The 18117-nt window shown below is 44.9% G+C and carries 17 protein-coding genes; 3 read left to right on the top strand and 14 right to left on the bottom strand.

Translation table 11 applies throughout. The features are described from left to right. Window positions 1-31: 31 nt before the first annotated feature. A complete protein-coding gene (locus V4210_RS03825; RefSeq protein ID WP_338520709.1) occupies window positions 32-838 on the top strand; it encodes a restriction endonuclease in 807 nt (268 codons plus the stop codon). On the opposite strand, the gene V4210_RS03830 is transcribed toward V4210_RS03825, so the two are convergent. Continuing rightward, window positions 835-1866: a CBS domain-containing protein gene (locus V4210_RS03830; RefSeq protein WP_338520710.1), complete on the bottom strand. Its 1032-nt coding sequence runs from the start codon at window positions 1864-1866 to the stop codon at window positions 835-837. The two genes, V4210_RS03825 and V4210_RS03830, sit on opposite strands and share 4 nt — an antisense overlap. Window positions 1867-1923: 57 nt before the next feature. On the opposite strand from V4210_RS03830, the gene V4210_RS03835 reads away from it, so the two are divergent. Next, window positions 1924-2619 carry a DsbA family protein gene (locus V4210_RS03835; protein ID WP_338520711.1) on the top strand — a complete coding sequence of 232 codons (696 nt, stop codon included), beginning with the start codon at window positions 1924-1926 and terminating at the stop codon, window positions 2617-2619. Window positions 2620-2923: 304 nt separating this feature from the next. Here V4210_RS03835 and V4210_RS03840 read toward each other — a convergent pair whose 3' ends face one another. From V4210_RS03840 to V4210_RS03890, 11 genes are all read right to left on the bottom strand, one after another. Continuing rightward, complete coding sequence (locus tag V4210_RS03840; protein ID WP_338520712.1) at window positions 2924-3847, bottom strand: CorA family divalent cation transporter; 924 nt, start codon at window positions 3845-3847, stop codon at window positions 2924-2926. Between the two features lie 47 nt (window positions 3848-3894). After that, window positions 3895-5010, bottom strand: a complete 1116-nt coding sequence (locus tag V4210_RS03845; protein WP_338520713.1) for an ABC transporter permease — start codon at window positions 5008-5010, stop codon at window positions 3895-3897. 4 nt (window positions 5011-5014) lie between these two features. After that, window positions 5015-5770, bottom strand: a complete 756-nt coding sequence (locus tag V4210_RS03850; RefSeq protein ID WP_338520714.1) for an ABC transporter ATP-binding protein — start codon at window positions 5768-5770, stop codon at window positions 5015-5017. Between the two features lie 52 nt (window positions 5771-5822). After that, window positions 5823-6734: a magnesium transporter CorA family protein gene (locus V4210_RS03855; protein ID WP_338520715.1), complete on the bottom strand. Its 912-nt coding sequence runs from the start codon at window positions 6732-6734 to the stop codon at window positions 5823-5825. Between the two features lie 45 nt (window positions 6735-6779). Next, window positions 6780-7733 carry a carbamate kinase gene (gene arcC / locus V4210_RS03860; protein WP_338520716.1) on the bottom strand — a complete coding sequence of 318 codons (954 nt, stop codon included), beginning with the start codon at window positions 7731-7733 and terminating at the stop codon, window positions 6780-6782. A 3-nt stretch (window positions 7734-7736) separates the two neighbouring features. Then, window positions 7737-9284: a YfcC family protein gene (locus V4210_RS03865; protein ID WP_338520717.1), complete on the bottom strand. Its 1548-nt coding sequence runs from the start codon at window positions 9282-9284 to the stop codon at window positions 7737-7739. Between the two features lie 39 nt (window positions 9285-9323). Beyond that, on the bottom strand, window positions 9324-10313 hold the full coding sequence (gene argF / locus V4210_RS03870) for an ornithine carbamoyltransferase (protein WP_338520718.1): 990 nt from the start codon (window positions 10311-10313) through the stop codon (window positions 9324-9326). Further along, window positions 10313-11548 carry an arginine deiminase gene (gene arcA, locus V4210_RS03875; protein WP_338520719.1) on the bottom strand — a complete coding sequence of 412 codons (1236 nt, stop codon included), beginning with the start codon at window positions 11546-11548 and terminating at the stop codon, window positions 10313-10315. The genes argF and arcA overlap by 1 nt, the downstream gene beginning before the upstream one ends. A gap of 82 nt (window positions 11549-11630) precedes the next feature. Continuing rightward, a complete protein-coding gene (locus V4210_RS03880; protein ID WP_338520720.1) occupies window positions 11631-12245 on the bottom strand; it encodes a TylF/MycF/NovP-related O-methyltransferase in 615 nt (204 codons plus the stop codon). Between the two features lie 8 nt (window positions 12246-12253). Further along, window positions 12254-12442, bottom strand: a complete 189-nt coding sequence (locus V4210_RS03885) for a hypothetical protein (RefSeq protein ID WP_338520721.1) — start codon at window positions 12440-12442, stop codon at window positions 12254-12256. Then, complete coding sequence (locus V4210_RS03890) at window positions 12439-13890, bottom strand: AarF/ABC1/UbiB kinase family protein (RefSeq protein WP_338520722.1); 1452 nt, start codon at window positions 13888-13890, stop codon at window positions 12439-12441. Before V4210_RS03890 ends, V4210_RS03885 begins: the two co-directional genes overlap by 4 nt. Before the next feature lie 312 nt (window positions 13891-14202). Here V4210_RS03890 and V4210_RS03895 point away from each other — a divergent pair, with 312 nt between their 5' ends. Beyond that, complete coding sequence (locus tag V4210_RS03895; protein ID WP_338520723.1) at window positions 14203-14664, top strand: YbhB/YbcL family Raf kinase inhibitor-like protein; 462 nt, start codon at window positions 14203-14205, stop codon at window positions 14662-14664. A 79-nt stretch (window positions 14665-14743) separates the two neighbouring features. Here V4210_RS03895 and V4210_RS03900 read toward each other — a convergent pair whose 3' ends face one another. After that, on the bottom strand, window positions 14744-17290 hold the full coding sequence (locus tag V4210_RS03900) for a DEAD/DEAH box helicase (protein WP_338520724.1): 2547 nt from the start codon (window positions 17288-17290) through the stop codon (window positions 14744-14746). Further along, on the bottom strand, window positions 17283-18086 hold the full coding sequence (locus V4210_RS03905; protein ID WP_338520725.1) for a Hachiman antiphage defense system protein HamA: 804 nt from the start codon (window positions 18084-18086) through the stop codon (window positions 17283-17285). The genes V4210_RS03900 and V4210_RS03905 overlap by 8 nt, the downstream gene beginning before the upstream one ends. Between the last annotated feature and the right edge of the window lie 31 nt (window positions 18087-18117).

The following is an 18117-nucleotide window of genomic DNA, read 5'->3' on the forward strand; positions in this document are numbered from 1 at the left end:
AGCGGCAACAGTTTTATGCTATAATCGCCCTATGGATAGCTATACGGTGGGCACTGTAGTCATCTTTTGTTCAATTACGTGGATCATCGCCAGTCCTTTTGTAGTGTTTTATTATCATAAACGATATATCACAGCCTACCGGGAGCTAGAGGAATTACGCCGGGAAGTATCGCCCGCAGTAGATATCCAGTCAACCCAAATGTCTGCTTCGGAAGGGGCACAATCAACGAATAAGCAGCCCATTACCGAGAACAGGTCTAATCCAGTCACACCACTCAGCGACCATGAACTGCTCACCAAAATTCGCTCCATGTCGCCGTATGATTTCGAAAAATACATCGCTCAATTATTTGAACATTTTGGCTATTCGGCTGCAACCACTCCGTATAAACGCGACGGTGGCATCGACATTGTATTATACAAAAACGGCGTCCAAAGTTATGTCCAATGTAAAAAGTATATTAAACAAATTGTCAAAGTATCCGAAGTGCGTGATTTTTATGGTGCAGTTGTTGATCATTTACACGGCGGCGAGGCATTCTTTGTCACAACAAACATCTTCTCATCGGACGCACGAAGATTTGTAAAATATTCTACCAATGGCAACAAAATACGGCTTATTGATAACACAGGACTACTTACCATCATTCGCGCCCTTGAAGATAAAGGTGTCGTAGTACCAATTCCTGACGTATCAGACATATCTCAAAAAATTAAACCATGCCCACGCTGTCGTGGCGGTCATCTGGTGATAAGACACAGCAAAAATAATCATTCACCATTCTACGGATGCTCGAATTATCCCGAATGTCGATATATGCAAAAGATAAATTCTTAGATAGTTTCGGTAGTTTTTGGGCTATTATTACCGCGTGGATTGCGCTCAGCTACTTTGCGCAGATCTTCATGGGTATCAAATTCATCATTAATTTTCTTTCCTAAAAGCGCTTCCAAAGCATCTTCCAGGCTTAACAGTCCAACTGTTTCACGGTACTGGTTGATCACGATGAATAGATGGTGTCTGGTTTTGATAAAGGCAGCCAAAGCTTGCTGCAACGATTGGTCTTCTCGAATGTAAAACACAGCGTGCTCCATAGCATCAGTAACGTGGTGCGCTTTTTGCGACTTTTTGGCGTTACCAATGGTCACCAAATCTTGCACATATAACATACCCACAACATGATCAATATCCCCATCAATCACCGGAAAACGGCTGTGCCCTGTTTGATACAGCCCATCCAGAACGATGGGACCTAGTACTTCATCTTTACCTATGCTATCAATCATAGTACGTGGAATCATGGCGTCAGTGACTTTCATGTCCTTGAACTTGAGACTATTGGTGATAAGCTTTTTTTCGTCCTTGGACAATGCATCACCAGCGTTCTTGACTATCTCGAGCAGCTCCTCACGCGATTCAACATCCAATTCACTACTTTGTGACGGTACAACAGAACGGATCGCCCAAAATACAACTGAATACTTTTCAATGCAGCGAATGATTGCTCCTTCATACCGTTCATAGATGCGCTGTGAAAATTTTTGTAGCGGCGACAAGCGAGCCACGGCGCCCGAATAAAGCGCGATGACTAACGACACCAAAAAACCAACTAGCCAGTGAAACAACTCCACACCGATGACACTGAGCGACACCAATAATAATGCCGTGATCACCCGCTGCAACGAAAATAAATCAGCCAAGTAGGTGCGGCGTTTCAGTAGTAATTTTGCTTCCTCGTCACCCTGGTGCGCCCGACGTTTCAATTCAAATTGGCTATGTGACGAGAGCTGTGGATGCACCCCTAGTACCAATATCAAAATGACGATAATCAATCCATATATAACACTTAACAGCAATACACTCATGGTTTTATTTTACCTGATTTTATGCTATTATTGCTAGAGTTAATTTGGAGGACAAGAATGAACGGAAAAACCTGGGGCGTATTTATCGCAATCGTGGTGACGATACTTGGTGGCATGGTATACCTGTCAGTAACACACCGCTTAGATATTAGCGATATCGCCAAAGATCAACTCACAAAAATCATCCCTGCTGAAAAGCGCAATGGTGACATTCAGGAGCACACTTTTGGGGCTGACAAGCCTAAAGTTACGATTATTGAGTACGGTGATTATCAATGCCCAGGTTGTCGCACTGTTGCACCACGTATTAAATCAGCTGTCGAAAAGCACAAAGATAATGTGCAATTGATCTTCCGCAACTTCCCACTGTCTGGTCACACTCACGCTCGCCTAGCAGCGTCAGTGGCTGAGGCGGCAGGCTTGCAAGGTAAATACTGGGAAATGCACGATTTGCTGTACGAAAACCAAGACGCATGGAGCAACGCCCAAAATCACAAACGCAACGATATCTTCATGGGCTATGCCAAGCAGCTTAAACTCGATGAATCACGCTTTGCCAATGACCTAACAAGCGACCGCGTATTGCAAAAAATTAGTTTCGACACTGCCGTTAGCCGTGCACACGAAATTACTGCTACACCAACCATATTCATCAATGGCAAAAAGGTAGAAGACCTCAACAGTATTGACGCTGAGGTAGAAAACGCGCTCAAAGCAGCAGGTGTTTCTACTGAGGAAAAGAAGGCTGAGTAGATTACCGTAAATCAATCTAAAACCGCCCGGGTTTAGCGCTCGGGCGGTTTTAGATATGTTATTGTGCTATGTATGTTTGCCATTCGGCAGGCACTACATCCACTGCGATCTTTTTGCGTCGTGATGACACAAAATTGATTGCTATCGGCATGTATTTGTACTCCTTCGTACTAAATGCAGCCTCACGCGCTTCGACCTTTATTACAAACCGCAACTCAATGCTTCGGCGCGAGACACGTCAACCATAGTACCAAAGGAAATATAGCACGTCAAGTGCTTACTCCCTACTTTATTACTTTTAATTTTAGAATAAGCGGAATCGCTTGGCAAGTAGTAATGTTAGTAAAATTAACAACAGTGTAATACCCATGATGGCAGCGTACGCCCACCACTCGCCCTGAAATGGCAATCCGATATTCATGCCATACATACCGTAAAACACATTTGGCACCGCTAGTAGAATAGTGATAGTCGTGAGTACCTTCATGCGCTGGTTCAAGGTGTTATTGGCAATGGTTGAATAAGCGTTTTGAATACTGTCAATCGTTTGGGCACTCGAACCAATAGCCACTAATAATTGGCGGGCATGCAATATGATATCACCAAAGGCTTCAATATCACGCAGATTAAACAACTGCCGACGATTTGCTTCCAATTGCCCAACAACCGTGACCAAGCCCTCTAAACCACTTCGATATTCATTGAGGCTATCTTCAATAGCGACGAACTCAACAAAGTCCTCGTTTTGGACATCAAAATGTGTGAGCCGCTTGCGAGCGCTGGTAATTTTGGTCGATAGCGCATATAGTCGCTGCTCGTACTCGGTGATGATGGAGGCGATGACGGCTGACACTACCGCAGAGGGCTGACGCGTGTCAGTGGTCATGAAAGCATCAGTGTCTAACGGCGAAAAAGAAGTGTGCGGACTAGCAGTTACCAGCCGATCACGCGACACTGCGATGAGTATCGGGGCGGTTTTGGCGGCATCAGCCGGACCAACTGGTAAACGCAAGAAAATGTATTCCACGCCATTGCTAAACTCTGCTCGTGACAACTCACGGACATCACAAACGTCACGCAGGATATTTGCATTCAACAGGAGCTTATCTGACAAGTCGTCCATATCCAGCAATTTACCAGATATATGCACCCACGCGTGAGAGCGAGGACGACTTACCTTTTCTAGACGCTCACCCGCCGCTGATCGCTCAAAGTATTCCACCACCATATACTTTGATTATACGAAAAAAGGCTATGTTTTGCTACTAGCAGTAGTTATTCCCAGCGGAACAGTTTAATAGCCAAGGTGTAGACGATGACGATACACAACAGAACTCCACCAAACTGCGGCAGAACTTCTGTCAGGCTTGCGTGTTCTGTTGATATCAATCGAAGACCGTCAACGACAGGGGTCATCGGGATACATTGACTAATAGACCTGAGCCACTCTGGGAACAAGAATGATGGGAAGAAAGCACCAGACAAGAACATCATCGGGAAAGAGATAATATTTGAGAGTGGCGCTGACTGATTTTCGTTTTTAGCCCACGCACCAACAATCAATCCAAGGCCAACCATCATCACGGCAGCCAATGTCAAGAATGGCACAAACAACAACCAGTCGCCACGCATCGTAAATTTAAACAGTAGCATACTGACAACCAGCATCAAGACAGCACTTGCCAAAGACACCAAGGTGTAGACGATAGCCGTAGAAATAATGAGCTGACCAGAAGTAAACGGTGCAGCCCGCAGGCGACGATAGTTGCCTTTTTGCTTTTCGGTTGGCATTTGGTTTGCCAGACCAAAGATACCCATGCTCATCAAACTAAACGCTAATAGCCCAGTGAAGGTGTAATCAAACGTCTTCAGAGCTTCATCGCCAACTGCCTGTGAAGCTACCTTAAACGGCGGTTCTGGCTGACCCATGGCTTTGTTGATACTACCAACAATCTGACCCATCACAGCGGTCAGTGCACTGGCAGCCTGATCTTGCCCTTTAGCATGCAGCACGTTCAGCGTGCCAGACGGTCGAGCTTGTGCGCCTTCACCTTTGACTTCACCAAACTCTTTTGGTAGCTCAATGATACCGTCAATTTCCGAGCGCTTCATCTTTTCTTTGGCATCATCAATGTTTTTCACGTCCTGAACTTGTAGTAATTTTGACTTGTCATTTTTTGCACCATCGACAAATTGCTTGGCGAACTCAGTGTTGGAGTGGTTAATGATGGCAACCTTGAAATTGGTCGTCTGATTATTAAAAATTGAACCAAACACAAACAAGAAAATCAGCGGGAACAAAAAGGTGAAAAACAATGCCATTTTGTCGCGCAGCAAACGCTTAAGACCAGCTACGACCTGACCAATGATACCTATCCAATATTTTTTCATACTACTAATCCCGTATCGCCTTTCCTGTAAGATCGATGAAAACGTCTTCCAAATTTGCTTGTTCAACCACCTGCTTTTTCTTAAAGCCGCGCTTGAGTAACTGTTGAATCAAGTTATGTGGCGAATCGGTGGTGATGATTTGACCGTTGTCCATGATTGCCAGCCGGTCGCACAGCAATTCAGCCTCATCCATGTAGTGTGTTGTCAGCACGATAGTAACGCCCTCTTCGCGTATTTGCTTGATCAGCTCCCATAAGTTGCGACGCGCTTGTGGATCCAAACCAGTGGTTGGCTCGTCCAGAAACAAAACTTTTGGACTATTGACCAAGGTCGAAGCGATGGCGAAGCGCTGTTTTTGTCCGCCAGACAACTGTTCGACATAGTTTCTAGCTTTTTCTGTGAGTTGGACTTTAGCTAGTAGCGCAGCCACGTCAGTCTTGCTACCATACAAACTGGCAAACATTCTCAATTGCTCAGTTAATGTCAAGTGGTCATAAAAGTTGGTCGACTGCAGCTGAATACCAATGATGTCTTTGATCTTCTTGGGATGTTTAGCTACGTCAACACCATCAATGACAGCTGTACCACCGTCGATAGTGCGCAATGCCTCCAGCATTTCTAGCGTTGTTGTTTTACCAGCGCCATTGGGACCCAAAATACCGAATATTTCGCCCTTTTCGACACTGAAATCTATGCCTTTTACCACTGTTTGATCGCCGTAGCGTTTGGTCAAACCGTGGACGTCAATAATGTTACTCATACTTCTAGTATAGCATTAGTCAAGAAATAGGGTTATTTGGTTCTGTGTACCGCTAGCGGCGGCGCAAGAAATAATAGCCAATCAACAATGCCGCCACAGCGCTGACGCCGGTGATTTTCCAGAACATTGCCGGGTCATCCCCACCAGGAACTGGCACATTCATACCAAACAAGCCAGCGATCATGGTCGGTATAGTGAGCGCCAATGTGATGACGGTCAGCAACCGAATGGTTTCGTTCAGGCGCGTATCCATCACCGCCCGATAGCTATCGCGCACGTTGGTGATGGTACGCAGCAATGATTTACAGCGACTAATCACCTGCTCCAGATCAATGGAAATATCTTCAACGTCTTCCTTGGCATCCGACCGAAGCATCAATGCTTTATGCGCAATCATCCGCTCCACTGACAAGTTCATCGGCACCAAGGCATCCATATAATCATTCAGTTTGCGCTCATATTCAGCTAATGTGGCAATATCGCGCGCTCGCAATGTTCGAATATCGCCAGTCGCCGCCCGCATTTGACGGTTGATGGCAGCCACCCGGCGCTGATATTGCGTTGCTAACGCATCAATCATGTCAACCAGCAGGGTAATTCGACTTGACGTGGATACCACATGTTTATCAATAAACGGCTGCCACAATCTACCTAGGCTATCTCGCGAAATGGTGATGATATAATCCGCATGAATCACAAACAAAATTGGTGTAGTAAAGTCATTAAAATCATCGTCAGTATCCGGCAATCGGGCAATCAAATATGTCCGCTCATTGTCCGCGTCCAAGCGAGGAACCTCGTGGGGGTCCAATGCGTCGGTGATGATATCAGCATCAATCCCCAGTGACAATAACTGGGAAATCTCCTCTTCATTTGGCCGCTCACAACGAATCCAAGAGCCCTTAACTAAGTTCTCTCTGATGGTAAGCTTGCCAGAATCGTCAGATTTAAGATACTGCAACATACCTGTTATTTATATCATGAAAATTAGATAAAAGCAATGCTTTGGCTATGAAACAATCCGCGTGCCCGCCGTCCCGTCGATAGCCTCAGTAGTTTTTTCCAATGAGGTAATGACCGCGGTACGACCCTCGCCACCTGACACAAATTGCAAGGCTGCTTGCGCTTTTGGCAGCATGGATCCAGCGGCAAACTGACCATCATCAATGTGTTTTTGCATCTCTACTGCAGAGATTTGCCCCAAAGCTTCTTCATTTGGTTGGTTGAAATTGACCTTGGCGGCATCAACCGAAGTTAAAATCAGCAGAGTGTCTGCGTGCAGCAAATTAGCCAAGGTTGCCGCTCCAAAGTCTTTATCGATGACTGCTTCAACACCCTTGAGCGTGCCGTCTTCCTGACGCAATACGGGGATGCCGCCACCACCAGTTGACACCACCAGAACACCCGCTTCAACCAAGGCTTTGATGATCGGCGCCTCGACAATTTCCACTGGTTTTGGTGATGGCACCACACGGCGCCAACCACGACCAGCATCTTCCTTAACAACATAGCCACGCTCAGCCTGCACCGCCTTCGCTTCTTCTTCTGAATAAAATGGACCAATTGGTTTGGTTGGGTTTTGGAACGCTGCATCATCCCCAGAGACAATGGTCTGCGTCACCAAACTAACAGCGTGCTTATCAGTCATCTGATGAGCCCTGAAGCTGTCTTGAAAGGCTTGCTGCAACCAAAAGCCGATCAGACCTTGACTCATAGCCCCACAATCATCTAGTGGTAAGCTCGGTACATCATCAGTATTAACAGCCTCTTCATGCAAGACAATGTTTCCCACCTGGGGACCGTTGCCATGAACGATAGCTATTCTATGTCCTGCTTGAACAAGTGGTAATAACTGTCGTATCGTCTCAGCCGCTACTCGGCGCTGTGCTTCTGAAGAGGCTTCGCCCTGCTTCTGCAGGGCGTTACCTCCAAGAGCAACGACAATAGTTCGCTGCTTATCCATAGGCTATCCTAATACTCCAAAGGCAGCGATGACCGCAACGCTGATGATTGCGAAAACTGCCATGATTGGTGCTGAACGTCGCAGCCATGCGCGGTATGAGACACCAGCCAGTGCCAAACCGCCCATCAAGGAAGCGATGGTTGGTGCCATCATGTTAAGCAAACCTGATGCTGTAGCAAAGGCTGCCACCATGACTTCTTTGCTTGAGCCAACCAGATCAGCAATCGGCGCAATAACTGGCATAGTTGCTGCTGCCAAACCTGATGATGACGGCACGATGAAGGACATTGGCAAGTAGAACAGATACGCCAGCACACCAACAACGCCACCGCCAGCATCTTTCAGAAGCGCTTCGCCCCAGCTAATGATAGTATCTTGGATTTCACCGTTAGTCATCACGACAGAGACGCCGGTTGCCACTGCGATAATCAAAGCAACTGGTAAGATATCTTTCACGCCGTCAATGAAGGTGTCAACTGGGAAAATACCTTCTTTTTTAAACTCTTTATAGTAAATTGCGGTAATAACAATTGTTGAGATTAAGAATAGTGCGGTAATTTCATTAAAGTACCAATCACCAAAGGCCGCACTGTGCACTACGCCAAATACTGCACCGATAATTGGCAACTCTGAAGCCCACTTAAATAGGTCAGTGAATACTGTAATCTCCCAACTTCCCCAAGGAATCAGCGAAAGGACCATCAAGACAAACGTAATAGCGAAGACGCCCATGACGACTTTTCGTGGACCAGTAAATTTTGGTACGTTCGTCATATCCAAGGCTGCTGTGACTGGCTTATAACGAACATCTTCCTTATACTTGCCTGCTTTTACCTTTGCTGCGTAACGCATAGTAAAGATGATTGCCGCGATCAAACATAGCACCAAAATGATAGACATTATTGGGATAACATTGCCCAATTTAACATCAGCAGTCTTTGCGGCAACACCGGTGGAGAATGGGTTAATAGTCGAACCAAGCACACCAGCACCAGCACCCAGTACAATCACCATCACACCAGTCATTGCGTTATAGCCGGCAGCGATCATCATCGGAATAACTAGCGCGTAAAACGCCACAGTTTCTTCCTGCATACCGTAAGTTGTACCACCGATAGCAAACAACGTCATTAAGATTGGAATGAGCCATTTTTCTTTGCCCTTCATCTTACGAAGTAGCGCACCGAGTGAAGCATCCAGGGCGCCAGTCTTCATGGTAACGCCCAAGAATCCACCAAGTACCATAACGAAGACTATAACGTCTAGCTTATCGGACATACCTTTAATGGGTGCTGTGAAGACGTCCCATAAGCCTTGCCGGTCATGCTTGTCAACTTTCTCTTCTTTACCGTCCTTTTCTTCAGTGACGGTGCGGTCTTTTTCAACCACATGATACGATCCCGCAACACGGTTACCATCGTCATCAGTCTTATAGACGCCCGACGGAATAATCCATGTCAACGCTGCCATGATTGCGATCACGACAAACAAAATCGTAAACGCCGATGGCGATCGAAGCTTCTGCTTTGCTTTTTTAATTTTTTCTACCATTGCCTCGGAGCCTCCTTCACTCCCTTATTACGACAACTACTACAATGTCAAAGCCATGACAGCTTTGATTGTATGCATACGATTTTCCGCTTGGTCAAATACAACTGAATGTGGTGAGCGGAACACCTCATCAGTCACCTCCATTGATTCTAATCCAAAATCTTCCTGAACTTTTTTGCCAGTGATAGTCAATGCGTCATGGAATGCTGGCAAGCAGTGCATGAATTTTACTTCAGGATTGCCTGTCAGGTTGATCATGTCACGGTTAACCTGGAAGTTGCGTAATTGGTTGATACGCTCAGCGAACTTGTCTTCCTCACCCATCGACACCCAAACGTCAGTGTAAATCACGTCAGCATCACGCAGAGCTTCCTCAAAATTATCAGTGATAGTGATGCGCGCGTGGCTTGATCGTGCTAAGTGATGCGCCCGGTCTACCAGCGACTGCTCGGGATGTAGTTCACGTGGTGCCAAGATACGGAAATCAACGCCCATAATGGCTGAACCAATCATCAGCGAATTTGCCATGTTATTGCGGCCATCACCAACGAACACCAGCTTGGTGCCTTTGAGCTTGCCGACATGCTCCTCGATAGTCATGAAATCAGCCAAAATCTGTGTCGGGTGGAATTTGTCGGTCAGGCCGTTCCAGACCGGAACACCAGCATGACGAGCCAATTCCTCAACTGTCCCGTGATCAAACCCGCGAAATTCAATACCATCAAACATGCGGCCCAGCACCTTAGCAGTGTCTTCAACTGTCTCTTTTTTGCCCAGCTGAATGTCGTCTTTGCCGAGGTATTCTGGCGCGACACCCAGGTCATTAGCCGCCACGGTAAAGGCGCAGCGCGTGCGAGTTGAGGTTTTCTCAAACAACAGCGCCACGTTTTTGCCTTCATGAATTCGGTGCGGTACACCAGTGTATTTCAAGCGCTTGTATTCACGTGCCGTGTCCAGCAACAGGCGGATTTCTCCAGCAGTATAATCATTCAGCGTCAGGAATGATCGTCCTTTCAAGCTCAACGCCATTACACATCCTCCCTCACGATTGGCATACTCATACAGCGTGGACCACCGCGACCGCGTCCAAGCTCTGATCCATTGACCTCAATCACTTCAACGCCGGCATCACGCAGTTTTTGGTTGGTAACATAGTTACGGTCATACGTCACCACAACGCCTGGTGCAATAGCCAGGGTGTTGGAGCCGTCATTCCACTGCTCACGGGCTGCAGCAATTCGGTCGCCACCACCACACTCGATCAACGTGACTGCTGGCAAGCCCAAGGCGACTCGCAAGACATGTTCCAAGTCGGTCTCACGCGTGATGCGCGGGAATGGCTGACCTTCAACCTTCTCCAAAATAAAGCAGTTGATTTTACCACCGTGGTCGCGAATTTCTGGGTGAATGGTAAACTTATCATAGTCAATCATGGTAAACACCGTGTCGAGGTGCATGAACGCATGCGACTTTGGAATTTCCATGGCGATAACCTTTTTGAAATCAGAACCAGCAAACAGTTTGGTTGCCATTTTTTCAATTGCTTCAGCAGAAGTTCGCTCGCTGATACCAATCGCCATCACTTCTCGATTCAGCACCAACTCGTCACCACCTTCGATAGAATATTTCTCATGGCGGTCATACCATACTGGTACGTTTTTGCCAGCAAACCGTGGGTGATGGTCGATGATATAGCGCATGAACAATGACTCGCGACGGCGAGCTGGCCAGTGCATCTTGTTAATTGTCAGGCCTTGACCAATTGCCGCAGCCGGATCACGCGTAAAGTACAAGTTTGGCATTGGGTCAAGATAAAATGGATAGTAATCTTTCTCGACCATGTCATGTAGCTGCTGATGGTGCTCTGGTGGCAAAGTGATTTCATCTTTACGAACACCAGCCATCAACTTGCGAACCATGGCGTGGGTTGGCAAGTCTAGCAAAAATTGACGCAACGTTTCAGTGACACGACGAGTGCCTTGCTTGGAGTTAGCAAGCATGTCGTCGACAAACTGCTCACGCAACGCATCAGTCGCCAAGGCTTCTGTCGCCAATTGATCCAAGTACAACACTTCTACGCCACGCTCACGTAAAACTTGCGCAAAAGCGTCATGTTCTTCTTGTGCTTTTTTAAGATATGGGATGTCGTCAAATAAAAGGTCGGTCAGATAATCCGGAGTCAAATTTTCCAACTCCTCACCTGGCCGATGCAAGACAACTACTTTTAATTTCCCGATTTCCGATGTAATATGTATTGGATCCATACCCCCGTCCCCTTTTTGTTTATGGTTATACTAATAATATAGCATATACCAAATAGAACACAAGCATCATTCAGAGGTTAGCTCATCGCCGAATGATGGCCAATGATGACTCGACTGCCACCCGAGCTGGATGACGCTTCAGCCATGCATCAACCGCCCGTGCTGCGCCTGGCAGCGCTTCATTGGCGTAGTCATCGACGATGATAGTCGCCGTTTTCTGAAACTTGCCGTCGCACACGCGAAACGAGTCAACGATTGATTCATAAAAATCGCCATCAAAAAACGCAAAGATGATACTTTCCGGCACGTCGTCAGGAACAAAATCAGCAAACCAGCCTTTGTGGATGATCGGCAGTTTCAAGCCAGCCTTTTTGAAGTTTTGGATGAAGGTTTTGCGTGGTGCGAGCAGTTCACCGGCCTTGAACTGCTCGCCGGCAGCGCTGGCGTCGGCTTGGGTTTTTTCTGGCAAGCCCATAAACGAATCGTAAACATGAAACTCGCCGGTAAAATCATAGGCGTCCAACAGCCGCCGGATGAACAAACTCGTCGTGCCGACATAACAGCCAAACTCGACGATGTTGCCAGTCGCACCACTTCGTAGCACTGTTTCCAGTTCCCGCAACAACACGCCGAGTTCTTTGGTGTCAACTTGGTCGGAAATGATGGGATGTTTGGTGAGGAGTTGGTCGGTGATCATTATGAACTTTAACGAGCCTCCGACAGTCCAGTAATGGCAATGATGATGGTACTGACGGCGAGGCATCCCACCAAAAACTCAAGCGGCACATCTGGCTTAAGATAGGCAAAAATCGCCGTGCCAATCCACATAACTACAATGATTCCCGCGGCATATGGATAGCGGACTTGCATCACCCATTGTTGTAATTGCTTCATGCTAATTCTCCTTTTTGTAGCAACATAGTGTAAGCGGTCCTGTCACGTTCCGCAACCTTACTCATCCAGTCCATCACTATCTCTTGTGCCAACTCAATACTCATCGGCGACGAGTGCACCACCTCGCTCACTCCATGACTATTGGCATGAACCTCGGCCAACTCCAGTGCATCATGAACAATCTGCCAATAGCGCGTCCGTCGGTACGCATCACCACACGCCAGCCGCGCTGCCGCCAAATAATGATACAAACCGCGCTGTAACATAATATTAGCGCTGTCCACCTTGATGGCAAAACGATTGCCAGCATTCAACTCACTGAGAAACAGCTGAGTTATTTGTCGATTAGCAGCGAATGTACTGGTTGTCGATTGGATTAACGTATGAGCGTATTCATAAATACCCCGAGCTAAGCTGCGATCTTTGGCGATCACATCCAGCGCTTGATACAAGGTATGGTCATAAAACGCCAGCATCGCCAGCGCCAACAAACCCATGTCAGCTCGATCTTCATACAGCGCTCGGTACTGCACAATCACATGGTAAAACGAAGCGCGATGTCGCGGAGCTGCCACTGCCAAGCCAAAGTCGATCAGCGCAACTTTGTTGTCTCTCAGTAAATAAATATTGCCTGGATGCGGATCAGCCATGATGACGTCTGCTCGTAAAATTGCAATTAAAAACTCACTGCCAACCGTAACCAATTGCTGCTGCATATCAGAGCCAAGCTGGTCTTTGACAAACCGGTAAGTATCACCTCCTGTTTGCGCCTGTTCCACCACCTCAGTCAGCGGCAGCCCTTCTATACATTCCTGAACCAATATCCGCCGCGTTGAGTACTCAACCAGCGTCTCTGGCACCACAACTTTGTCAGTGCGGTGCGCAAAATATTCACGAATTGCCTGGGCTGTAATTAGCTCGCGCTGATAATCAGTTTCGCGCTTGGTGGTTTTGATAAACTCATCAGCAATCTTAACCAGTGGGAAAATATCGTTCTTTAGCATGAACTGTCCGACCCAACAGCAAAAATGCAGCACGGCAAGGTCAAAATTCAGATGGCGGACCACGCTGGAACGAAGGATTTTGAGAATATATCGATTACTTGGGCAGTCAACCAGACAGCAGTGATAGACCTGGGCGAATGAACCCGTAGCGAACGGCTGATCTTCCTCGACGACTATTTGACTCGCTTTGTTGCCAAGCTCTTGCCGCAAAATCTCAGCAACGTCAATTGGCTCAACTGCCACATTATCAAAAGCATCCAGCCGATATCCAGACGCAGCATACACCTGAGCCATCAGTTCAGTCGACGCCAAATGCTGCAAAAACTTGACATACACGCCACCTAATCTGTGACACTCATCTGACAAAACTTTGAGCCACAACTGGTCACTGCGCCACGCGCGCCATACTCGAACTAACGCCCGGATGACAAACAGTAAACGCACTTACCTGGCCCTCCGAAACCCAATGAAGTATAACACCAGCGTCAAAATCAACACGCAAACGTACAAAAACAAGGGGTCAATGCTCGTATTTACCAACAGCAGCATAGCCAGCCAAATCGCCACTATACTCACAAACACAAAAGCATATCTCACAGGTTTATTGTAACATATCGCCTGGTGGCTCTCCAGGGGTTGCTTGGTAAATCAGCTATCACGGGCATCTAATTTACCACAGTGAGTTTTACCCTGTTCTGCGGTCTCATGTTTTACCGCAGCCTACAACAGACAACGCCGGAGTGATACAATTACACCATGAAGATATCTAGCTCTGCGTTCGCCGAAAACGCTAAAATACCAAAAATTTACGCCAAGCTTGGCGGCAACCAATGCCCGCCACTCGAAGTCAGCGGCGTACCGGCAGACGCCAAAAGTCTGGTGGTTGTCTGCCACGACCCTGATGCGCCTGGGCGCGATGGATTCTACCATTGGACGGTTTGGAATCTGCCAGCAGAAACTACTGAAATCACTGGCGAGTCATTACCCGCGGGCGCTGTCGAGGGGGTTACCAGCTGGGGCCATCCCGGCTGGGGTGGGCCGCAGCCGCCGTTTGGCACGCACCGCTATCAATTTTACGTGTACGCGCTGGACACGACGTTGGATTCACCAAGCGACACTAAACCAAAAGAGCTCATCGCTGCCCTCACATCGCACATCATTGACCAAGCCGTGCTGACTGGAAAGTTTGGCGTGTTGGATATTTTGCGGCGGGATTAAGCATCACTTTCTCTGGGCGAAAGTCTACAGACCATTAAACGACACCACCAACCCTATTCTGTCATCTATATTTTTTAATTTATAACAGTTCACGCACTAGGTTAATATACATTAACGAGATACCTTCTTCGCGCATGATTTTTAAGAAAGAAGTCTTATCAGTGCACACAGGACTTTCTTGATCAATTAAGATAAGTTCCCTCAGATTACTATTTTCGTGAATTATTTTTGCTAAACTACAATCAATCCCCGCTCTAATAAGAGCAATTTTAAAGTCATTATCAGTGCCATACTTTATACGTTTATAAAACGATTCATCGACTACACCAAAATCATTTAATATCTCAAGAAATGGAATAATATAATGGTCAACATTATCAAGATTCTCCTTAGCTAAAGCAGCCGCATAGCTTGGCATTAAATTTTGGGTCTGCTGCTGAAATATATGATATTTATTCCACAATCCGGTTTTACCATCGATACCACAACTTCCTATATCGCCAACATATACTGGGTTTCCGATTTCACCACGCCATATAGAAACGTACCTTGCAATTAGTGTAGAAAAGCTGGATTCATTATCAGCTTTTTCGTCAATAATTCTTATATAAATATCCCTTATAAACGGCTTTGTGTATAGTAAATATATCCAATTCCCATACTTATGTTTGTCGATTCTGAGATCTGTCTGATATGTCACCTCAAGAAAAACACTGATAATCGTATTTAATAACTTATCACCATTATCAATTATTTGAGTATCCAAGAGGCGCTCCACCTTTTTAGAGATGATTTGTTCATATTTCACAATATCAAATATTTTCACGTTATGGGCATAACACTTAGCACCTAGTTTAGTCTGCGCTAATAATGGTTTTAGGTTGTTAATTTGCGAATACATACCTCCTCTTGTTTTGTCTATATTTGCAAGTATGTTAACTTCATCAACAATTCTAGACTCCTTATCGCTTCCTTTATAAGAAGCAAGGAGCGGGTTATTGATACTGTCCTCAACCATGACTCCTTCCTTGGCATGCTCCGATAAGAATTTACTAGCATTTGCCCTCTTCGCCATATAATCGTCATTCTTAATTATATATATTTCTGGTGTTAATAATTCCATTCTTGGGTTTGTCAAATCAAAGATTATGTTATAACGACCCACCCTGCCCACTAAATTTCTGAAGTCAGGAATATCCAAGCATTTAGCCCCCTTGGAATAGTTCATTAAGAATAATTTACTTGCAGGAATATTCACACCTTCGAGTAACGTACTCGTAGTAACAATGAATCTAATCTCAGGAATATTACGATACAAGAACTCCACATATTCCTTAATAGTGTCCGGTATCTTACCGTGACTGATAACTATGCCGTGTTTAACGAGCTTTATTAGATTATAGGAAGGATGGACATAACTTGATAATATATTACATGCATCATCAATTATAACTTGACTTTCGGGGCTGTATTTAATTTCTGGCGCCCTAGCAGCTAGCGCATCGGCGAGTTTTTCAACTCCGCTTGGCTTATTAATATAAATAATATTTTTATCCCCACCTCTACTAAATAATATTTGGTAATAATCTGTAGACGATTCAGTTACTTCGTAAAAATTTGCCGTAAACTGATCAAATAGAGCCAACCGTTGACTATTATTATCCCAAAGAAAATAACGTGGTATTTTCATATACTCAGTAATTTTTCTTGACTGTATTTCTTCTGAATTCTGCCCATCGCCTACAAGGCGTAGACTTGATATTGGATCTACAATAAAAGGAGAATAGTAATCGATATCCACGCTTGATTTTCTATTACTAGCAATAATAATCGCCCTTGAGAGAGTTAAGAATCTATCATCATCTTTAAATAAATTATGAGATTCATCAATAAATAGATAGTCTATTATTAACTCATCATGTTTCGCCAATAATGCCATTAGTCGCTCCTGCGTTAACACAGCAATGAATTGGCTATGTTTGTATTTTTCAACATACATATCAGGATGAGTTATAACATCGGTTCGATTTCCTTTTATATTTAACACCATCGATACCGTTTGATTTATCAATGATTTAGTGGGCACAACTATACAAACAGACAAGCCGTCATTGAATTTTTCAACAGATTTAGACACCATCAAATGAGATTTGCCATAAGAAGTTGGCGCGACAACAGCAAGATTAGAGAAGTTTCTAACGCTACGACCCAGTCTAAATTGTTGCTCTGATTTATAATATTCCTCCTTGTACGATTCTGCTAGCGACTTATTGAATAGGCTATCCATGTCATCTATAGTCTCCGATTCTGTTATGTAATTATGCTGCGTAGCTTTTATGAGCATAAGAACAGGATAGTATCGTAATAAGCTAGCAAAATCAGATAACACATAAAAATCCTTGCTAAGAAGCCCGTAGTTTAGGGCCATTGAATATGCCATTTTTTGCACATCCTCATCACCATAAAGTGAAAAATAGTTTAGGATTCTATACGTAAATTGCATCTCATCCCAAGTTAGACGTTGTCTCAATATTATTTTTTTGTATACTTTAGCAAATAAGAAATTATGATCCTTAGATTTTCTTGTTAATACCGACCTTAAAGAGCTAAGGGTAATCTTATACATCAGACCCTCCTTCAATTCCTAAGAAATCGATAATATCATCAAACATCTTACGATGAATACAGATAATTATAAAATTGTCAAAACACTCTGTCTTCTTTATGTCATCAATTTTCCTAATAATATCTTTCGCATCTGTTATATCATAAGCAAAATCCCCAAAATTAACTGCCATAAGAATTGCGTTACGGTTAGTCCCCTCCCGTTGATAAACCATACTTCTACTGTTAGACAGTAACTTGGTCAACTCTATTTTTTTCTCCGACGCAAATATTACCGCCACCTCTGCCTTAGCAGCCTCCCATCTATATCGAGTGGATGCCTTTCCTTCCGACATAATATTATCAAAGTAGTTCTTAAGGCCCTTGCTCGCCCTATTAATTAGCTCTTCGCGATTAGTTTTTTCAACTAACCCAGATTTTACCTCGCCATACCATATTTTTTTACGGTCCTTGTCATAAAAATTTAAATCAAAACCTGGCTTTATATTCCGATTTTGAAGTGCAAATATTCTACTCATGCTTTCAGCTGAAAAATCTAAATAGTTTGAAGCTAGAATATGCATCAATAACTCACCAATAACCCCGTACTTGCCTTCTTCGTCTTTACGACTCATTAGATTTTCATACATCTGCCTACAAGCAGCTTGGTAGGTATATTCATCAGGCTCAATAGCAATAGGCTCTGTGCCATAGCAGACCTCTGCCAATTTAACCCTTATCATTTCTTTAAGGTCTTCAAAATGATGATCATTAATATTTAGTATTCTATACTTTACATGACCGTATTCATCTTTCACACACAATATATCGTCAGATAAAGACATTCTA

This window comes from Candidatus Nanosynbacter featherlites, assembly GCF_037013405.1.
In the GTDB taxonomy this organism is placed as follows: Bacteria; Patescibacteriota; Saccharimonadia; order Saccharimonadales; family Saccharimonadaceae; genus Nanosynbacter; species Nanosynbacter featherlites_B.

Coding starts and splice junctions, on each gene's coding strand:
- V4210_RS03865 (WP_338520717.1), bottom strand. CDS start 9,284: ATGGTAGAAAAAATTAAAAAAGCAAAGCAGAAGCTTCGATCGCCATCG.
- arcA (WP_338520719.1), bottom strand. CDS start 11,548: ATGGATCCAATACATATTACATCGGAAATCGGGAAATTAAAAGTAGTT.
- argF (WP_338520718.1), bottom strand. CDS start 10,313: ATGGCGTTGAGCTTGAAAGGACGATCATTCCTGACGCTGAATGATTAT.
- V4210_RS03885 (WP_338520721.1), bottom strand. CDS start 12,442: ATGAAGCAATTACAACAATGGGTGATGCAAGTCCGCTATCCATATGCC.
- V4210_RS03855 (WP_338520715.1), bottom strand. CDS start 6,734: ATGTTGCAGTATCTTAAATCTGACGATTCTGGCAAGCTTACCATCAGA.
- V4210_RS03850 (WP_338520714.1), bottom strand. CDS start 5,770: ATGAGTAACATTATTGACGTCCACGGTTTGACCAAACGCTACGGCGAT.
- V4210_RS03845 (WP_338520713.1), bottom strand. CDS start 5,010: ATGAAAAAATATTGGATAGGTATCATTGGTCAGGTCGTAGCTGGTCTT.
- V4210_RS03835 (WP_338520711.1), top strand. CDS start 1,924: ATGAACGGAAAAACCTGGGGCGTATTTATCGCAATCGTGGTGACGATA.
- V4210_RS03880 (WP_338520720.1), bottom strand. CDS start 12,245: ATGATCACCGACCAACTCCTCACCAAACATCCCATCATTTCCGACCAA.
- V4210_RS03825 (WP_338520709.1), top strand. CDS start 32: ATGGATAGCTATACGGTGGGCACTGTAGTCATCTTTTGTTCAATTACG.
- V4210_RS03840 (WP_338520712.1), bottom strand. CDS start 3,847: ATGGTGGTGGAATACTTTGAGCGATCAGCGGCGGGTGAGCGTCTAGAA.
- V4210_RS03830 (WP_338520710.1), bottom strand. CDS start 1,866: ATGAGTGTATTGCTGTTAAGTGTTATATATGGATTGATTATCGTCATT.
- arcC (WP_338520716.1), bottom strand. CDS start 7,733: ATGGATAAGCAGCGAACTATTGTCGTTGCTCTTGGAGGTAACGCCCTG.
- V4210_RS03900 (WP_338520724.1), bottom strand. CDS start 17,290: ATGTATAAGATTACCCTTAGCTCTTTAAGGTCGGTATTAACAAGAAAA.
- V4210_RS03895 (WP_338520723.1), top strand. CDS start 14,203: ATGAAGATATCTAGCTCTGCGTTCGCCGAAAACGCTAAAATACCAAAA.